This window comes from Flavobacterium zhoui, from assembly GCF_042787235.1.
Taxonomy (GTDB): Bacteria; Bacteroidota; Bacteroidia; order Flavobacteriales; family Flavobacteriaceae; genus Flavobacterium; species Flavobacterium zhoui.
The window spans coordinates 20,707-38,503 of the sequence record NZ_JBHZPY010000007.1; the positions used below are offsets into that span (position 1 = coordinate 20,707).

The window sequence follows — 17,797 nt, forward strand, 5'->3', positions numbered from 1 at the left end:
CTTAAATTCTAATAGAACTTAAACACTCTCTATTGATATAAAAATTTACTTTATTCTTTTTTTCCGTCAATTATAGCACCAGTTCCAGCACCAACTCCTGCTCCTGCTAAACCTCCAATTATTGCTCCTTGACCTTTTTTCTTACTGATAATTGCTCCAGTAACAGCACCAACTCCAGCTCCAATCACAGCTCCTTTCGCAGCCCCGCTCCAACCTTTCTTTTTTGCAGTCGTTGTAGTAGTGGTAGCTGCCGCTTGATGATTGACAACAACAACTTCTTTTTGAGGAACAATCCTAGCCTCTTCAACTCTCGCCATTTCAATTTGCATGGAATCGATAACTTGTTGCTTCTCGAATTCGGCAGTCATTGAATCCGCACTAACTTGTTTCATAGAATCAATACTAACCTGTTTGGCTTTTTGAATTTCCATTTTACCTTGATTTTGACAAGAAATAATTACTAAAGACAGTACTATAAAATATATATTTTTCATGATTTTAAAATTTAGAATTTCTAACGATAAAGTAAAGACGAAACATTCAAACAAACCTTATAGAATTTAAGCTGTTTATTACATAATTAAACGGCTAACCTAACCTTGTATCCCCGCTTTTAATATTTGACCAAAATTGTATATATCTTCAAAAGAACAATACAATGGAACGGGCGCTAATCTGATAACATTAGGTTCACGCCAATCTGTAATTACACCATTTTCCATTAGGTAATCAAACAAACTACGGCCTTCCCCGTGCAACAGAACTGACAATTGTGAAGCTCTTTCAGCAGGATTTGACGGCGTTATTATTTCGAAAGTACGATCCACTTCTTTATCAATTTCATGAAGAATAAATTCTAAATAGGAAGTAATTGTATCTCTTTTTGTGATTAAAGCGTCCATCCCAATCTCATCAAACATTTCTACTGAAGCCAAATATGGTGCCAGAGAAAGCACCGGTAAATTACTTATTTGCCAGCCATCAGCACCATGAATGGGATCAAATGTTGGTTCCATCTTAAATCGACGTTCTTTATTATGTCCCCACCAGCCGGCAAATCTTGGCAACTCCGAATTATTATGGTGTTTTTCATGAATAAAACAACCAGAAGCATTTCCGGGTCCAGAATTCATGTATTTGTAACTGCACCAAGCGGCAAAATCTACATTCCAATCGTGAAGTTCTAATTTAATATTTCCTGCTGCGTGAGCCATATCCCAGCCAACTTTGGCACCCGTTTTATGGCCAGCTTCAGTTATGGTTTTCATGTCAAAAACTTGTCCCGTGTAATAGTTGACACCACCAATTAAAACCAACGCCAACTCATCACCTACTTCTTCAATTTTTGCCAAAACATCTTCTAAACGAATGTTGTGTTCCCCTTCGCGACGCTTGATTTCCACAATAGCATCTTCTGGTTTGTACCCGCGAAAATGCACCTGACTTTGAAACATATATTGATCTGAAGGAAACGCTTTTTCCTCACAAATGATTTTATATCTGGTTTTTGTCGGCCTGTAAAAGGAAACCATCAGTAAATGCAGATTTACTGTTAAAGTATTCATCACGGTAACTTCACTTGGAAGCGCTCCAACTATTTTACTCAACGGATTAGCAAATCGTTCGTGGTAATCCCACCATGGTTTTTCGCTGTAAAAATGACCTTCAACAGCAAGATTCGCCCAATCATTCATCACCTCATCTACGTATGACTTAGTGCGTTTAGGTTGTAATCCTAATGAATTTCCGGTGAAATAAATAACCTTTTTTCCGTTTACTTTTGGAAAAATAAATTCATTTTGGTATTTATTTAATTGATCTTGTGTATCAAGTTTTTGTGCAAATTCAAGGGTATTTTCGAAAGTCATTGTTTGGATTTTGTTCTGTAAAAGTAATAAAAAAAGATAGATAGATAAAAGACTTTAGTATTTCACACAGAAAGATAAAAGTTAAAATAAAGTAATTCGCGAACGAAAAATAATTCCTCTATATTATACTCTTTCATAAACTAACTCGTTATTGATTATATTTGATTGAATTAAAAAAAACGCTAAGTGATGCTTAAAAACAATTTGAACGTTATTATTATTTCGTTGGCCGTTGTGATTTCAGCTTATTTATTTTCGAATGCCTTTCAGAATCGAAATAAAAGTAATGATACTATAAGTGTAACAGGTTTAGGAAAGAAATATTTTGTTTCTGATTTGATAGTCTGGAGCGGTTCTTTCTCTAAAAAAAGTATGACTTTGAAGGAAGCTTACGCAGCATTAGATGCTGACCGGGAAAAAATAAAAAGCTATTTATTAGGAAAAGGAATTGCTCCGAATGAAATGGTCTTTTCGGCGGTGAATTTCAATAAAGATTTTCAAACCATTTTTAATGATAACGGTACTACAAAACAACAGATTTTCACTGGATTTACGTTGACCCAAAGCGTAAGTATTCAATCTAAGAAAGTAAATAAGATTGAAGAAATTTCGAGACAATCCAGTGAATTGATTAATTCGGGTGTGGAATTTTACTCGAATCCACCGGAATATTATTACACCAAATTAGCCGAACTAAAAATAAAAATGATTGCTGAAGCTACAAAAGATGCGAGTATCAGAGCCAAAAGTATTGCTGAAAATGCGGATGCAAATCTTGCAAATCTAAAAAAATCAGACATGGGTGTTTTTCAAATTACGGGTCAAAACTCATCGGAAGATTTTTCTTATGGCGGTTCGTTCAATACACAATCCAAAAACAAAACAGCAAACATTACTGTAAAGCTGGTTTATCAAGTAAATTAGATTATAGTTTATAATAATAAGTAATCGATACCAACACATTGCGTTAGGGATGGAAATGGAAAGCTTTTTTCACAAAAAAAAATAGTAATACAGCAACGAGGAAGCGACCGGAGGAAGCTCCCACAGTGCTAGTATTACTTTGTTTTTGAGAAAAACTTGCAATGTACAGCCCGAAGAACGCCATTATCATTATATTTTGAGATTGCATAAAAAAATCTCACCATTACTGACGAGATTTTGTTATTTAGAATCTGATTGATCCCGAAGTTGCGGGGCAGATTAGATAATCAACATGGCATCTCCGTAAGAATAGAATTTGTATCCTTCTTTGATAGCTTCTGCATATGCTTTTTTCATTAAATCGTGTCCGCAAAATGCTGAAACCATCATTAATAAAGTTGATTTTGGTGTGTGAAAATTAGTAATCATGCACGTTGGAATTGTGAAATCATGAGGAGGAAAAACAAATTTATTTGTCCATCCATCAAAAGGATTTAAGGTGTTATGTGAGGACACTGAACTTTCAACGGCGCGCATAGAAGTAGTTCCTACGGTACAAATACGTTTCTTTTTAGCTTTGGCTTCATTCACAATATCACACGCTTCTTGAGTTATTTTCAATTCCTCAGAGTCCATTTTGTGTTTCGATAAATCTTCTACCTCAACTGGATTGAAAGTTCCTAAACCTACGTGAAGCGTAACTTCGGCAAATTTAATTCCTTTGATCTCTAATTTTTTTAATAGATTTTTAGAAAAATGCAAACCTGCTGTTGGTGCTGCCACTGCTCCTTCTTCTTTTGCATATATTGTTTGGTAACGTTCCGCATCTTCCGGCGTTACGTCTCTTGAAATGTATTTTGGGATTGGAGTTTCTCCAAGTTCCGTTAATTTATTTCTGAATTCTTCATAAGAACCGTCGTAAAGAAAACGCAATGTTCGTCCACGAGAGGTTGTATTGTCAATTACTTCAGCAACTAATGAATCATCATCCCCAAAATATAATTTGTTTCCAATTCTGATTTTACGGGCCGGATCAACTAAAACATCCCAAAGTCTTTGCTCAGAGTTTAACTCTCTAAGTAAAAAAACTTCGATTCTTGCACCAGTTTTTTCCTTATTTCCATACAAACGCGCTGGAAAAACTTTAGTATTATTCAGAATTAAAACATCTCCGTCATCAAAATAATCGATAACGTCTTTGAACATTTTATGTTCTATAGTTCCCTTCTTACGATCAATAACCATTAGACGAGATTCGTCTCTGTTTTCAGCTGGATATTCGGCAAGAAGTTCTTTTGGTAAATCGAATTGAAAATGTGATAATTTCATTTAAAAAATTTATGAGTTATGACTTATAATTTATGTCCTTCAACTTCTCTCAGGACGGCAAAATTCTAAATCGTTTGCAAATATACGATTGTGAGATAGGCGTTGTCAAGTGTTTTGCTGTTTATTTTCAAAAGTGGCTGATTCACTAGTGTTTACAACTGCTATTTTTCTGAAATTTCGATGCCTAGACTTTTTAAATCACTCCAAAAATCAGGATAGGACTTTGAAACTACTTCCGCATTTTCGATGATTATTGGCACTTTCAAGGCCAAAGGTGCAAATGCCATCGCCATTCGGTGATCGTTATAAGTTGCGATTGTTACATTATGATTGATATTGTTTGAAGCCACAAGCGTCAAACTATCGTTAGTCACCGAAATATTCGCCCCAAGTTTTGTCAGCTCAATTCGCAGTGCTTCCAGTCTATCAGTTTCTTTAATCTTCAAGGTATGAAGTCCTGTAAGATGGCAGCCAATTCCTAATCCAAGACAAGTAACCACTATGGTTTGGGCTATATCCGGAGTATTATTTAATTCAAAATTTACAGTTTCAGGTTTAAAGTTAGACTGTTTAACCAAAGTCATTTTGTTTCCATCAAAATGTGTATCAATACCCATTTGCTTGTAGATTTCAACCAAAGCCGAATCTCCCTGCAAACTAGTTTCATTATAACTCGTCAATGAAATAGCTGCATTATCAGCTACAGCAGCCAAACTAAAAAAGTACGAAGCAGAACTCCAATCGGATTCCACGGTCATTACTTTCGATTCCACTTCTTGTTTTGGATAAACCGTAATTACATTTCCTTCAAAACTGGTTTTAACATCTAAATCATTCAATAAAGCCAAGGTCATTTTGATATAAGGAATGGATGTGATTTCACCTCCTAAAGTGATTTCGATACCATTTTCCAATTTTGGCGCCACTAGTAACAATGCTGATATGTATTGACTGCTTACATTTGCAGGAATGTTAACTTTAGAGGTCGTGATTTTTTGTCCTTTGATTCGAATAGGCGGATAACCAACTTCATTTTCATAAGAGATTTGCGCACCTAATTGTTGCAATGCTTCCACTAAAACTTTTATTGGACGCTCTGTCATTCTTTGTGAACCAGTCAAGACCACTTCTCGGCCCTCGTTTACCGCAAAATAAGCCGTTAGAAAACGCATCGCGGTTCCCGCATGATGAATGTCAACTATTTCCTCATTTCCTTTCAATGCTTTTTGCATCACTTCACTATCATCTGAGTTCGAAGTATTGGCCAAAGTAATATTGGGAAACAACGCTTGTAATAATAATAGTCGGTTGGTTTCACTTTTTGAGCCGGTAACTGCAATTTGAGCTTGTAAATTAGATTGGGAAGATTGTAACAGTAAATTCATGTTTTTAATTATGTGTTATAATTATGAGTTTTAGCTTCGGCTTTCTACTCAAATACTTTGGGGCGCAATTTACCACTCCTCCTTTATAATTCATAATTTATAATTCATAATTTATTTGAGTTTTTCGTTGTTTTTGTGACGGTCTTTGTCACGAATAGATTTCAAATCCATCTTTTTGTCAAAAGCAGCCTGCAAATCGATTCCGGTTTGATTTGCCAAACATAAAACCACGAAAACAACATCAGCTAATTCCTCGCCAAGATCTTTGTTTTTATCCGATTCTTTTTCGGATTGTTCTCCGTAACGTCGAGCGATGATTCGAGCCACTTCACCTACTTCTTCCGTAAGTTGTGCCATATTCGTCAATTCGTTAAAGTAGCGAACGCCGTGTTCTTTTATCCAAGTGTCAACGTCTTGTTGGGAATTTTTTAGGTTCATGGTGTTGTAATTTTAAACCCTGTCAGGGTTTTGAACCCTGACAGGGTTGATCGTAAAGATTAATATTCGATTATTAAATCATTGATTTCGTTTAAATTTTGTTGTTGATTGTGAAAAAAAATAAATTTTTCTGCATCGCCGAATAATTCAACAACTTCCTTTCTTTTAAGTTTAGTCGGTTTATTCGAAATTATGGTTTCATAAGACGACCAAGGATACAAACTCATTTGTTTTACAAAACCGTGATGTACTGGATTGTTATGTATGTAAAAAATCAATTGTTGAAAATACATTTCCGAAGCAACTAATTTTCTTTCAAAAGTTGTTTCAAATAAACTTCCAGTTCTATTATGACGTTTATTTATAGCTTGCGTATAAGCGTTGAATAAATGCGAAAACTGTCTTGATGGGTCAATGGTTTTTGGTTTTTCGGTTGTGGTGTAAGTTAATTCATTTTGTTCTATTTCAAGTTTTTCTTTGATTCGCACCAAGATATGAAAATGATTTTTCAACAAGCACCATGCATACGTTTCGGCAATAGGTTCTATGTATTTAGCATACAACCGAAGAAAATGATAGTAATTCTCGTTTTCAAGAAATATATCAATTCCGTTATTACCACGATTATAAATGTGGTAGTAATTCCCGTGAACTATGGGTTGTTTTATTTCCATGTTACTATTTCTTTTAAATTTTAACCCTAACAGGGTTTCGAACCCTGTTAGGGTTGGGATGAAATACTGCCTACTCTATCTCTATTTTTTCTATTTCTTTCATCAATCTGTCCGTTTCATTTAGTGCTACTATGATTTTTTGATAATGTGCAATATCGTCAAATTCCAGTTTGCGTTCCTTACGGTCTTTGAGCCATTTTTGAGCGGGTTGATAACCGCCAATGTAGAAATTCCAAGCTACTTCGGGAACGTTGTCGAAATATTGGGTTTCGTTGATCCAGACCATTCCAACCCTAACAGGGTTTTGAACCCTGTTAGGGCTAATTTCAAATCGTGGTTTGTTTACCACACAATCGCCGTCAATATTAAACTCTGTAATAAATTCTTCTACTGTTGCGCTTTCCAGCAAATGAATTTCTCGGATTTGTGACCCTAATTCGACCAATTCCCAAAAGATTTTTGTGTCTTTTGGATATGGGATTTTAGGAAAATCGATCTTTAAAAATTCTTTGTATTTCTCTCTGTAAGTTGGCGAATGCAAGACGGCATAAATATAATCCAGTATATCAATTGGCGCAAACGTTTCTCTGAATTCAGGACGAACTTCGGAATTATTTGCCATACAAACATTGCCTTCTGGTTCTTTTTCAGCAACAAAAGTCAAGCCTAATTGTTTGGCGATTTGATTGACGATTTCTGCGTTAAGATTGGGGATCCTTTTTAAAATCTCGGTAGGTTCGTTCAACCCTGTCAGGGATTGTTGTTGCCCATTGGTAGGTTCTTTCAACCGGGATTGTTGTTGTCCATCGGTAGGTTCTTTCAACCCTGTCAGGGTTTGGAACCCTGACAGGGATTGTTGTTGTCCATTCGTTTCAGGATAAAGATATAATGGGAAATGATTTGGGCAAGCATTAGCAGTTTCCATTATGTGAAGATCGGTAATGCTTTTTGATATAAATATATGTTGATAACTTTCTAATCTGCATTGACGATTTGAAATAAGACAAATATTTTCATTTAACATATGTTTCATTACGTTTTCCCTGCCAAAATCAATAGCGTCTTTATGATAAAATATTTCTCTCTTATCAAATAATCTGTAATCTATTTTAGTAACTTTTAATAATCTATCATTGTCGTTTATTATTAGTTTTCTTTTTGAAGGTAATTTCCAATCTCTATTGTCTTTTAAGTTTAATTCTAAATATATTTGATCATCCGATTTGTTAATGTCACAAAAATGATTAATTCTTTTTATTAATTCAGATTTATCCATTGAAATTACAAATCCATCTCTCGAAGTTGCAATCGAAACTGAACTAATTTGAAATAATTCATTTATTACAAAACCTTTATCGTAATCCGTTTGTTGATCAAAATTTTTGTTAACAAAAAAATAATTTGGCGCAACACTCGGTAATTCTTTGTAATTAATACTTTTCAATGAGTTTTCAGAAAGGAAATCATATTTAAATTCTCGTTTTCCAAACAAATCATAATGAAAAACTTGTCCTAATTCGTTAGTTTTTTTCTTTCCTGTTTTCACAAAAACATTAATAGAAACTCCTTGTTCAATATCAAATACATTGACATCCGCTGAACCATCAGGAGCCGTTTCTTTTTTCTTAGCATTACCATGCAAATCTATCGTATAAATTTTGTCGTAGGTTTTCAATAAATTCCAACGCATACCGCGAAATGTGGGATTGTCCAGAAATCCGTGCGGGTTGATGAATGCCAAAACTCCGCTGCCATTTTTCTCGATATAATGTTGTCCGTAGCGCAGGAATTTCACATAATCATCATTAATCCATTTTGGGTTTCGTTCTTTCAGTTTTTCCTTTCCGCCCGGTTCTTTTTTGTAATCTTCCATCAATTTCATAATCCATTCGCCTTTGTTGTTGCTTTCGCCACTATACGGAGGATTTCCAATAATGCACATTACGGGAGTGTCACGTTTGATGAAATTGGCTTCATTGGCTTCGGAACTCAACCAATTGGCAAATAACGTTCCAGTATCCGGATGACTTTCTTCAAGAGAGTTGGTGAGATATATTTTCAACCGTTGTGACACACCCCCAGCCCCTCTCGAGAGGGGAGTGTAACCTGTTTCGGTTAGCAATAAATCCATTTGCAAATGCGCCATAGCGTAACTCGCCATCAATAACTCAAATCCGTTCAATCGGGGCAATAAATGCGTTTCTACATAATTGCTCCAAACGCCTTGTTGTCCTTTGAATTTTTTGTGAACGTGTTTGACTACTTCCGCCAAAAAAGTTCCGGTTCCCGTTGCCGGATCCAGAATTTGAACGCGATGCACCTCTTGATCTACTTTTTTACCTTGAAGGTCAATTTTTATTTTGGTCTTGCTATTGTCGGCCAAACCTTGCGGCAAATCGAACTCCGTTTTCAAGATATCATCAACGGCACGAACGATAAAATTGACTACAGGTTTTGGTGTGTACCAAACGCCTCGTGCTTTTCGTAATTTCGGATCGTATTCGCTCAGGAACGTTTCATAAAAATGAATGATTGGATCTTCCATTTTAGTTGATTTTCCGTAATTTTTCAAGATTTGTTCCACATTACATGCCAAGAAAATATCCACCAAAGAATCTACAATCCATTTGATACGGTCGTCAAGATCCGGTCCTGCGATGTAGCCAAAGAGTTTTCGTAAAAAAGGATTTGATTTCGGAATTAATTCAGCTGCTTCTTGTCTGGAAAAAGTAGGTAACGTTGGGTCGTGCAATCTCGCGGCAAACATACCGTATGCAATGGTCTGGGCATAGACATCGGCAAACCCTTTGGGAGTAATATCATGAATTAAGATTTCTTTGAAAGCGTTCATTTGGTCTTTCAACGTACTGTCTTCACTATTATTTTCGTCAGAAGTCAAAGCTTGTTCAATCACATCCGATAACAATCGGGCTTTTCCCGCCATCATTTCTGCCAGTTTCTTGGAACTTTTTATAGATTGACTACTGTGAATACAAAAATCTTTAATGAGGTTCGTAAAAGCAGTGAAGTTTTCCGGTAAAGGAACGATTTCCATTTTATTGTCATCCTGAGCTTGTCGAAGGACGGCTATGGCAATTTTTGTTATAAAAACACCATCGATATAAAGATGAAAATCTAAGTAATCGGTAAAAATTAAATTGTTTAGCGAATTTTTATAGCGATCAAATTGTTCTTTGTTTCCCGTTTTCTTTGCACCCGATAAATCTTTGTCGCCAATATCTTTGGCTTCAATAAAACCAATCGGAATATCTTTTTTGGTGATGATATAATCCGGAGCTCCGCATTGTTGGCGTTTAGGTTCATTAGTTGCGGCAATATCCGTTACAATACTTTCAATGAGTTGCTTTAAATCCCCACGATAGGTATGTTCTGTTGCGTTTCCTCTTTTGTATGCGGAATTTATATTTTGAATGTATTGTTCTAAGGTCATCTCAGTTGTATTTGAACAAATGTAAAGAATTGGAACCTAAAAAAACACCTTCAGTGAGGTGTTTCTTATAATTTAAATTGGTCTTTTCTGAATTTCCTAGGAAGTAATGCGGAATTTGAAAAACATTGAATGATTTTCTCAAATTCACCTTCAATTAATTTTCCTTTAAATTCAATATCCTCAATTTGATAGGTTGAAAATAAATTGGTTTCTGTTTCATCAAAAACATATTGAGCATACAAGTAAGTATCCAATTGAAAAGAAAATCCTTTATCCGTTACAATTATGTCTTTGGGAATATAATAGCAACAAATACATTTTTTCAGGAAAAGAAATACAACCGTGAATTTTTCCAATATTAGCAGGTAGTGATTCTACTTTTGTAGGCAAAATAGCCGCAATAAAACCATTTTCAATGGTTTTTAAAACTAGAAAAAATTTGTTTTTTGGCTCGTTCCCGTTTTTAAAAATATAATCTTTAAGATAAAACAGATTTCCTTTTTCGAACATCTTTTATCTTTGATTTAAAGATGCCGTAAAGTTTAAAAATTCTAAATGGTCGTGGTAGAATGCTACTTTATTTTCATCGTGAGCAACTAAATCCGCAAAATCAATTTTATAATCGGTGGCATTGATTTCTTCATTCAACAAGGCTTCAAGCACTCCATTTTTTGAAGCAGTTGTGTACCAAAGTGAATTTTTTTGATGTGTATAATCTACTAAATAATTGGCGTTTTTTCCTGAAAAGGTCGTAACGATTGAGTCTAAAATTGCGATATCAGAATCTGAAAATTCATCATCATTGAAACTGTTTACAGGAGAAATATGCGTTGCATTCTCAATAACTTCAGATTTAATATAATCTTTTAAAAGTGAAGCCCCATCGTTAAACTCTATATATAAATCTTGACAAACAGGGCCATATTTCCAAATTTCATATTGCAAATTAAACATAGGAAACCCTCTCTTTTTAACGGAGTATTCATCCAAAATATAAATCAGTTTTAACAAACTTGTCTTTGGAAGAATACCCATATTTTCAATCAAATAAATTAAAGCATTACCTAATTTATCAATTTGATTTCGAGAATATTTATTGTTAGCTATCATAATTAAAATGATTAATTAATGCATTCATTTTCAGAGACATAAATTTTAATCAGGGTGCAAAGATAATGCGATTTATTTTAGCATTAGAGTAAATATACAAATAATTGGTTCAATTCCAGCAAAACTTACTCTCTATTTTTACTGTCAATTACGATCGTTACAGGACCATCATTCAGCAAAAGTACTTTCATATCTGCACCAAAAACGCCAGTTTGTACTTTTTTACCCAATTCTGTTTCTAACTGCAGTACAAAATTTTCATATAATGAAATGGCTATTTCTGGTTTTGATGCTTTGATATAGGAAGGACGATTTCCTTTTTTGGTAGAAGCATGAAGTGTAAATTGGCTTACCACAATAATATCGCCATCAATAGCTGCAATAGATAAGTTCATCACGTCATTCTCATCTCCAAAAATACGTATGTTGGCTATTTTTGAAGCCAGCCATTTACTGTCTTCTTGATTGTCTAAATCTTCAATTCCAACTAAAACCAATAATCCTTTTTGGATATCGGCTACGATTTTATTGTCGATGGTTACTGAGGCGGAAGAAACTCTTTGAATTACAACTTTCATTATTTATGATAAAAATTCAATTCTTTAAGTTTTATTATCAAGGAATTTTTAAATTTCAAATAAGACGGTAATTTTTCTAATTCTGACAATTCAACTTTTTGACCCATAATTTGGTACAAATCAGAAATATTTAAACCATTATTTCTTCTCCTCTTAGTTAAATCTTCTTTAGACAAACGGATTATTTCTTCGATTATATTTTTAGGATTTTTTAATCTTTCAGGATTTAAATGAATTCCTAATTCTGCATCGGTTTTATCAATACCAATTTCACTTTTCAAGAGCTCTCTGTCTGCAATCATCCAAGCTTCAGTCATATGAATTGGTACGATAGCAATCATTTCTTTACAATAAGAACTGCCATCTTGATCTGAAAGCCTTTTTTGGGCAGGAACAATTTTTGATGTAAAAATTAATTCATCATTTGTATCGTCTGAATCTGTGTGAACAAATAATAATAAGATGCTAAATTTTTCAAAAGCAGACTTTGAAGCTTCTAATACTTGATCACTAAAACTCAAATCTTTTTTATCAATCTTAATTATTTCTAGTTCTACATCTATATCTCCTGTGCAATCGAAAGCAACTTCTTCTAAAGTTCTTTTCACAACACTTTCCAAAAATCTATTATCTGTAGTTCCTTCGGTAAACAACCCAGTTAAAATAAAATTACTCATAAATATTAAATAATGTTATCTTCAAATTCAGCAGTTTGCAAATAATCATTTACAATTGCTAAGGTTAATTTTCTGTCTTGTTCAGAAAAAACCAAATGAAGTTGTTGCAAACTATTATCTTTTATCACTCTACTTATTTTGGTTGTACTAATTTTTAATCTAGTCTTGTTTATTTCCGTAATTGTATTTCTCATTTGAGCATACCAAATACTTACATTCGTGTCGTTTTGCCACTTCATCATATTACCAACCAAAACAGGCGAATGTGTGTTTACAATCACTTGACGTAAAGGAGTTTCTTCTTGATTAAAATCGACACTCAAATCTTTTAACAATTCAGTCATTGCTTTAATTCTAAATGGATGAATACCATTTTCTGGTTCTTCGAAACAAAGCAAACCTGTATGCTTATCATCAAATTCTAAAATGCACAATGCCAAAATCCTTAAAGTTCCTTCAGATAAAACTCGTGACGAAAATTCTTTTTTCTCAACATCTTTTAGTTTTATTAAAAATTGTTTATTTTCTTTATCATCTATTACATCAACCTCAATGAAGTTCGGTAAAAATTTATTAAGTTTTCTTGAAATTTCTTTTAAAACATATTTGTCTTCTTGCTTAATACGATACAACGCAGCAGCTAAATTTTTTCCGCTTGTAGATATGGTATCTTCTCCGTTATTTTTACTAGTTGCTTGACGCAAATCTTCAGGATTTAATTGCAAAAATTTCCAGCTTTTCATTTCTTCTTTTGCGGCTAAAACGTGTGGAAAATCAACTGTATCAAAACTACTTAAAACTGTTCTTGTTGCATTACTTAAAGGAAATCTTCTTTTATTACCAGTCGTTCCGTCTTGTGAAACTAAAACGGTAGGTAAATTATTTTCAGTTTCAGTTTGAATATATGGAATCCCCCTTTTTCCTGTAACTACTTTAGGTCTCCAAAACGCTAATGTCTTTTTTGATATTAAATTAATCCATTTGTCTTCCTGATGATTTAATTTAATTAAATTTTCTTTTGAAACTAATAAATCTTCTATTCCTGATGAATTTGTTATTCTCTTAATTGACAATTCATACCTTAATCGAGTATATTTTAATTTACCCTCATTACCCCAAGCATCTTTTATATTTTTGTTTACTAACATTTCTACAACAAATTCCATTTCTGAAGCAAATTTGTCATCTCCGTATTGTGTAAATAATTCAATAAATTCGCCTCTTTGCTCATTAAAAGCTCTTTTAAGATTATCAGATTCAGCAAGTCTAGACAATAAAGTTAGTGCATCAAATAAATTACTTTTTCCAGAAGCATTTGCACCAGCAATTACTGTAAATGGCGTAAATTCCATTTCAAAATTATAGAAAGATTTAAATCCATTTATTTTAAGATAGGTAATCATATTGTGAAATTATTTATTCAAAAATAGTACAATTAATTTGTAATTAGTTGTTTAACGCTCCCTTATTTATTCCCTTGTTTTATCACTTATAATTCTATCTTCATTATGAATATCTGTACGGTAATTTTCATCATCACCTTCCAGTATTTTAAGATAACTTCTATAGCGGGACCATGCGATTTCATCTTTTTCTAAAGCTGCTTTGATGGCGCAATGCGGTTCGTCCTTGTGCAAACAATTATTGAATTTACACTGCTCTTTCAGTTTGAAAAATTCTGGGAAATAACCGCTGATCTCTTCTTTTTCCATATCGACAATTCCAAAACCTTTGATACCTGGCGTATCAATAATTTTAGCATCAAAAGACAAATCGTACATCTCGGCAAAAGTAGTCGTGTGTTGTCCTTGCTTGCTTGCTTCAGAAATTGTCTTTGTTTTTAGATGTAAAGAAGGTTCCATAGCATTTACCAAAGTCGATTTTCCAACACCGGAATGTCCGGAGAACATGCTCACTTTACCAATCATCATTGCTTTCAATTCCTCAATTCCTTTCATTTCTGTCGAAGAAACGCGCAAACACTTATACCCTATTTCCTGATACACATGTTGCATGTACAATTGTTCATCCAGCGTGGCATCATCAAAAGTATCAATTTTATTAAAAACCAGTATCGTTTCAATTCCATACGCTTCGGCAGTAACCAGAAAACGGTCAATAAAATTAAAAGTCGTTGGCGGATTATTTATCGTAACTAGCAAGAAAACCCGATCAATATTAGACGCAATAATATGCATTTGGTGTGATAAATTCACTGATTTTCGAACGATATAATTCTTCCTGTCATGAATTTTATGAATAGTTCCTGTAACGGTATCGGACGATTCTTCAAGTTCATAATCTACAATATCACCTACAGCAATAGGATTGGTGCTTTTGATTCCTTTTATACGGAATTTCCCTTTCATACGGCATTCTATAAAATCACCTTGTTCTGATTTTACGGTGTACCAACTTCCTGTAGATTTGTAAACTAGTCCTGTCATGGTGCAAAGGTAAATTTTTGTTTTAAGTTTATCCCGACAGTTGAAGATAAAGTTTATAGTTTTTAAGATTACCCTATAAATAAAAAATCCCCACAACTTTAAATTTAAAGCTATGGAAATTGATTTTCAAGAATACTACTGAAATATAGATCCCTTATTTTTTAACTTGATAAGGGAAATTTCGCCCCACTTTTCTCATCATTCTTTCCATGACAGCATTTGCTGAGCTCATTACATCTTCATTCATCTCTTTATAAAATCTCCAAAGCAAATCCCCATCCGTACCGTTGTAAACATTCATAGTCATTTCTCCACTGGCTACTTTTCCCGTTCCAAAACCAATTAAAAGTGTTTTTGCAAGTGCTAATCCCTCACTACTGGTTTTTTCATAAGCGTAACCACATTTGATTACTGCATCAACACCTAAAATTTTAGCAAGTGCATCCGGAGTCATTTCGTCAATTTTATCATAAACTGCACTTTGTTTCAAAAGAACATTTGTTCTTTCAATATCCTGAACAGTAACCGTATAATCATCTGATTTTCTCAAAAGATAAGTATACATTCCGGATTGCAAGTTAGAGCCTAGTTTTGTTTCTTCATCTCTATTTGTCTGCGCATCAAAATTTTTAGGCAATCTTTTATACGAGATCGATGCTTTAAAAGGCAATATTGCCACTGTTTTGTGTTCTGCAGTTAACTGAACTAATTTTGGCGATTCAAAAATTTGTTTTGCTCCTTCAAATTGTGCTAACATTAGCGTTGTCGACAACAAGCAGATAAGCAGTAAAGTAATTCTTTTCATAATAATAAATTGATTTTAGGTTGTCGCAATAATACAAAAAAAACCTACAAATAAATTGTAGGTTTTAATAAATAAATTATTTGCTTAAATCAATTACTTATTCAGCACTTTTTCCTGGTGACCAATACTTTCCTGGTGAATCGCTTTGAACATTTTTAGCACAAACTCTTCAGTCAATCCTTTTTTCTCTCCTTCAAGAATCATTTTACCTAGTATTTCATTCCAACGTGTGTTTTGAAGAATGGCAACGTTAGCGTCTTTTTTTACTTGACCAATTTCATCCGCCACTTTCATACGTTTTCCTAATAAGTCTAATAAATTTTCATCCAAGATGTCGATATTCGTTCTCAATTTCGTCATCTTTTGAGTAAACTCTTCAGATACATCATTTACTTTTCTTACTTTCAAATCTACAAAAATTTGTTTCAAAGCAGTTGGTGTCACTTGTTGTGCAGCATCACTCCACGCATTGTCCGGATCATAATGTGTCTCGATAATCATACCGTCATAATTCAAATCAAGTGCTTCTTGCGTTACTTCAAGAATCATATTGCGATCTCCTGTAATGTGAGACGGATCGATGATTAGAGGTAAATCAGGGAATTTATTTTGCAATTCGATAGCAATTTGCCATTCTGGAATGTTTCTGTATTTTGTTTTCTCGTAAGTAGAGAAACCTCTGTGAATCACCCCTAGTTTTTCGATTCCTGCATTGTACAAACGCTCCACTCCACCCAACCACAAAGATAAATCTGGATTTACCGGGTTTTTTACTAATACAATTTTTTTAGTTCCTGCTAAAGCATCTGCAATTTCTTGCATAGCAAATGGATTTACTGTCGTTCTTGCACCAATCCACAATACATCGATATCATATTCCAAAGCTAATTTTACATGAGCAGCATTTGCCACTTCCGTTCCCATTAACAATCCAGTTTCTTCTTTTGCTTTTTTCAACCATTTCAAACCTATTTCACCAACACCTTCAAATCCTCCCGGACGTGTTCTTGGTTTCCAAATTCCAGCTCTAAAAACACTTACATCTGAATCTTTCAATTCATGAGCAATTTTCAATACTTGTTCTTCTGTTTCAGCACTACAAGGTCCTGCGATAACAAATGGGTGAGTTAAATTGAATTCATTCAACCAATTTCTCATTTCTTTCTTGTTTTCCATCTTTTCTAATTTTATTTTTTTTTAGTTTTTTGTGTTGTTCTTTTTAATTTTAATTACGACTGAACACTGATTATTTTTTCACGTTCATTCCGTTCAATATTTCTTTTATTTTATTTACACTCTCCATTTCATTGTAAATCGCATCGTAATCTTCTTTTTCTAATAGTTCTTTAAATTTTGACAAATTAGAAATATACTCTTCTAATGTTTTTACGACCTGCTTCCTGTTTTGTTTAAAAATAGGTGTCCACATTGCTGGTGAACTTTTAGCTAAACGAACCGTACTTTCAAAACCGGAACCGGCCATATCAAAAATATCCTGTTCATCTTTCTCTTTATTGATAACCGTTTTTCCCAGCATGAAAGCACTAATATGTGACAAATGCGACACGTAAGCAATATGTTTGTCATGTGATTTTGGATCCATATAACGAATCCTCATTCCCATCGCGGTAAAAAGTTGTAATGCTCTTTCCTGCAATTTGAAAGTTGTTTTCTCTACCTCACAAATAATATTCGTCTTCCCCTGAAACAATCCTTTTATCGCTGCCGATGGACCTGAAAATTCCGTTCCTGCAATAGGATGCGTTGCTATAAAATTCCTTCTTTTAGGATGATTGGCTACTGCTTCGCAAATGGGCATTTTGGTGGACCCAACTTCAAAAACAATCGTAGTATCACCAATACTATCCAAGACTCTTGGCAAAACCGTCAGCGCTACATCAACCGGAACAGACACAATTACAAAGTCTGCGTCAACTAAATCATCAAATGCTGCGCCTTCATCAACAACTCCTAAAGCAATGGCTTCCGCCAAATGACTTTCGTTGTTATCAATTCCATAAATTTTGGCTTCCGGATGCAACGTTTTAATGTCCAATGCCATCGAACCGCCTATCAATCCTATTCCTATTACGTATATTTTCATATTTTAT

17 protein-coding genes are annotated in these 17,797 nt (G+C 34.0%); 1 reads left to right on the plus strand and 16 read right to left on the minus strand.

What is annotated here, in order from left to right:
* Window positions 1-50: 50 nt before the first annotated feature.
* Window positions 51-494, minus strand: coding sequence for a glycine zipper family protein (locus ACFX5F_RS09440; protein ID WP_379851816.1), 444 nt, complete (start codon window positions 492-494; stop codon window positions 51-53).
* Window positions 495-593: 99 nt separating this feature from the next.
* Complete coding sequence (gene kynU / locus ACFX5F_RS09445) at window positions 594-1,868, minus strand: kynureninase (protein WP_379851817.1); 1,275 nt, start codon at window positions 1,866-1,868, stop codon at window positions 594-596.
* A 189-nt stretch (window positions 1,869-2,057) separates the two neighbouring features.
* Here kynU and ACFX5F_RS09450 point away from each other — a divergent pair, with 189 nt between their 5' ends.
* Window positions 2,058-2,792, plus strand: a complete 735-nt coding sequence (locus ACFX5F_RS09450) for an SIMPL domain-containing protein (protein ID WP_379851818.1) — start codon at window positions 2,058-2,060, stop codon at window positions 2,790-2,792.
* Between the two features lie 279 nt (window positions 2,793-3,071).
* Here ACFX5F_RS09450 and queA read toward each other — a convergent pair whose 3' ends face one another.
* The 14 genes from queA to ACFX5F_RS09520 form a co-directional block, all read right to left on the minus strand.
* A complete protein-coding gene (gene queA / locus ACFX5F_RS09455) occupies window positions 3,072-4,121 on the minus strand; it encodes a tRNA preQ1(34) S-adenosylmethionine ribosyltransferase-isomerase QueA (protein ID WP_379851819.1) in 1,050 nt (349 codons plus the stop codon).
* 161 nt (window positions 4,122-4,282) lie between these two features.
* Window positions 4,283-5,506 carry a 3-phosphoshikimate 1-carboxyvinyltransferase gene (aroA, locus tag ACFX5F_RS09460; protein WP_379851820.1) on the minus strand — a complete coding sequence of 408 codons (1,224 nt, stop codon included), beginning with the start codon at window positions 5,504-5,506 and terminating at the stop codon, window positions 4,283-4,285.
* A gap of 111 nt (window positions 5,507-5,617) precedes the next feature.
* Window positions 5,618-5,944, minus strand: a complete 327-nt coding sequence (locus tag ACFX5F_RS09465) for a nucleotide pyrophosphohydrolase (protein WP_379851821.1) — start codon at window positions 5,942-5,944, stop codon at window positions 5,618-5,620.
* A 59-nt stretch (window positions 5,945-6,003) separates the two neighbouring features.
* Window positions 6,004-6,618 carry a transposase gene (locus ACFX5F_RS09470; RefSeq protein ID WP_379851822.1) on the minus strand — a complete coding sequence of 205 codons (615 nt, stop codon included), beginning with the start codon at window positions 6,616-6,618 and terminating at the stop codon, window positions 6,004-6,006.
* Between the two features lie 70 nt (window positions 6,619-6,688).
* Window positions 6,689-10,069 (minus strand): type ISP restriction/modification enzyme, encoded by a 3,381-nt coding sequence (locus ACFX5F_RS09475; protein ID WP_379851823.1) that lies wholly within the window; start codon window positions 10,067-10,069, stop codon window positions 6,689-6,691.
* A 270-nt stretch (window positions 10,070-10,339) separates the two neighbouring features.
* A complete protein-coding gene (locus tag ACFX5F_RS09480) occupies window positions 10,340-10,579 on the minus strand; it encodes a hypothetical protein (RefSeq protein WP_379851824.1) in 240 nt (79 codons plus the stop codon).
* A gap of 3 nt (window positions 10,580-10,582) precedes the next feature.
* Window positions 10,583-11,179: a Panacea domain-containing protein gene (locus tag ACFX5F_RS09485; RefSeq protein WP_379851825.1), complete on the minus strand. Its 597-nt coding sequence runs from the start codon at window positions 11,177-11,179 to the stop codon at window positions 10,583-10,585.
* Window positions 11,180-11,304: 125 nt separating this feature from the next.
* Window positions 11,305-11,757, minus strand: coding sequence for a D-aminoacyl-tRNA deacylase (dtd, locus tag ACFX5F_RS09490; RefSeq protein ID WP_379851826.1), 453 nt, complete (start codon window positions 11,755-11,757; stop codon window positions 11,305-11,307).
* Complete coding sequence (locus ACFX5F_RS09495; protein WP_379851827.1) at window positions 11,757-12,434, minus strand: DUF4276 family protein; 678 nt, start codon at window positions 12,432-12,434, stop codon at window positions 11,757-11,759. Before ACFX5F_RS09495 ends, dtd begins: the two co-directional genes overlap by 1 nt.
* Window positions 12,435-12,439: 5 nt before the next feature.
* Window positions 12,440-13,837: an AAA family ATPase gene (locus tag ACFX5F_RS09500; RefSeq protein WP_379851828.1), complete on the minus strand. Its 1,398-nt coding sequence runs from the start codon at window positions 13,835-13,837 to the stop codon at window positions 12,440-12,442.
* Between the two features lie 66 nt (window positions 13,838-13,903).
* The gene (rsgA, locus tag ACFX5F_RS09505; protein WP_091173304.1) at window positions 13,904-14,881 is read right to left on the minus strand and encodes a ribosome small subunit-dependent GTPase A; all 978 of its coding nucleotides are present in this window, start codon (window positions 14,879-14,881) and stop codon (window positions 13,904-13,906) included.
* Between the two features lie 154 nt (window positions 14,882-15,035).
* The gene (locus ACFX5F_RS09510; protein ID WP_379851829.1) at window positions 15,036-15,686 is read right to left on the minus strand and encodes a hypothetical protein; all 651 of its coding nucleotides are present in this window, start codon (window positions 15,684-15,686) and stop codon (window positions 15,036-15,038) included.
* A gap of 93 nt (window positions 15,687-15,779) precedes the next feature.
* A complete protein-coding gene (locus tag ACFX5F_RS09515; protein ID WP_073205684.1) occupies window positions 15,780-16,862 on the minus strand; it encodes a bifunctional 3-deoxy-7-phosphoheptulonate synthase/chorismate mutase type II in 1,083 nt (360 codons plus the stop codon).
* 70 nt (window positions 16,863-16,932) lie between these two features.
* Window positions 16,933-17,790 carry a prephenate dehydrogenase gene (locus ACFX5F_RS09520; RefSeq protein WP_379851830.1) on the minus strand — a complete coding sequence of 286 codons (858 nt, stop codon included), beginning with the start codon at window positions 17,788-17,790 and terminating at the stop codon, window positions 16,933-16,935.
* Window positions 17,791-17,797: the final 7 nt, after the last annotated feature.

What these genes read in the sequence shown, in the direction of transcription:
- ACFX5F_RS09440 (WP_379851816.1), bottom strand. Translation starts at nt 494, where the DNA reads ATGAAAAATATATATTTTATAGTACTGTCTTTAGTAATTATTTCTTGT.
- kynU (WP_379851817.1), bottom strand. Translation starts at nt 1,868, where the DNA reads ATGACTTTCGAAAATACCCTTGAATTTGCACAAAAACTTGATACACAA.
- ACFX5F_RS09450 (WP_379851818.1), top strand. Translation starts at nt 2,058, where the DNA reads ATGCTTAAAAACAATTTGAACGTTATTATTATTTCGTTGGCCGTTGTG.
- queA (WP_379851819.1), bottom strand. Translation starts at nt 4,121, where the DNA reads ATGAAATTATCACATTTTCAATTCGATTTACCAAAAGAACTTCTTGCC.
- aroA (WP_379851820.1), bottom strand. Translation starts at nt 5,506, where the DNA reads ATGAATTTACTGTTACAATCTTCCCAATCTAATTTACAAGCTCAAATT.
- ACFX5F_RS09465 (WP_379851821.1), bottom strand. Translation starts at nt 5,944, where the DNA reads ATGAACCTAAAAAATTCCCAACAAGACGTTGACACTTGGATAAAAGAA.
- ACFX5F_RS09470 (WP_379851822.1), bottom strand. Translation starts at nt 6,618, where the DNA reads ATGGAAATAAAACAACCCATAGTTCACGGGAATTACTACCACATTTAT.
- ACFX5F_RS09475 (WP_379851823.1), bottom strand. Translation starts at nt 10,069, where the DNA reads ATGACCTTAGAACAATACATTCAAAATATAAATTCCGCATACAAAAGA.
- ACFX5F_RS09480 (WP_379851824.1), bottom strand. Translation starts at nt 10,579, where the DNA reads ATGTTCGAAAAAGGAAATCTGTTTTATCTTAAAGATTATATTTTTAAA.
- ACFX5F_RS09485 (WP_379851825.1), bottom strand. Translation starts at nt 11,179, where the DNA reads ATGATAGCTAACAATAAATATTCTCGAAATCAAATTGATAAATTAGGT.
- dtd (WP_379851826.1), bottom strand. Translation starts at nt 11,757, where the DNA reads ATGAAAGTTGTAATTCAAAGAGTTTCTTCCGCCTCAGTAACCATCGAC.
- ACFX5F_RS09495 (WP_379851827.1), bottom strand. Translation starts at nt 12,434, where the DNA reads ATGAGTAATTTTATTTTAACTGGGTTGTTTACCGAAGGAACTACAGAT.
- ACFX5F_RS09500 (WP_379851828.1), bottom strand. Translation starts at nt 13,837, where the DNA reads ATGATTACCTATCTTAAAATAAATGGATTTAAATCTTTCTATAATTTT.
- rsgA (WP_091173304.1), bottom strand. Translation starts at nt 14,881, where the DNA reads ATGACAGGACTAGTTTACAAATCTACAGGAAGTTGGTACACCGTAAAA.
- ACFX5F_RS09510 (WP_379851829.1), bottom strand. Translation starts at nt 15,686, where the DNA reads ATGAAAAGAATTACTTTACTGCTTATCTGCTTGTTGTCGACAACGCTA.
- ACFX5F_RS09515 (WP_073205684.1), bottom strand. Translation starts at nt 16,862, where the DNA reads ATGGAAAACAAGAAAGAAATGAGAAATTGGTTGAATGAATTCAATTTA.
- ACFX5F_RS09520 (WP_379851830.1), bottom strand. Translation starts at nt 17,790, where the DNA reads ATGAAAATATACGTAATAGGAATAGGATTGATAGGCGGTTCGATGGCA.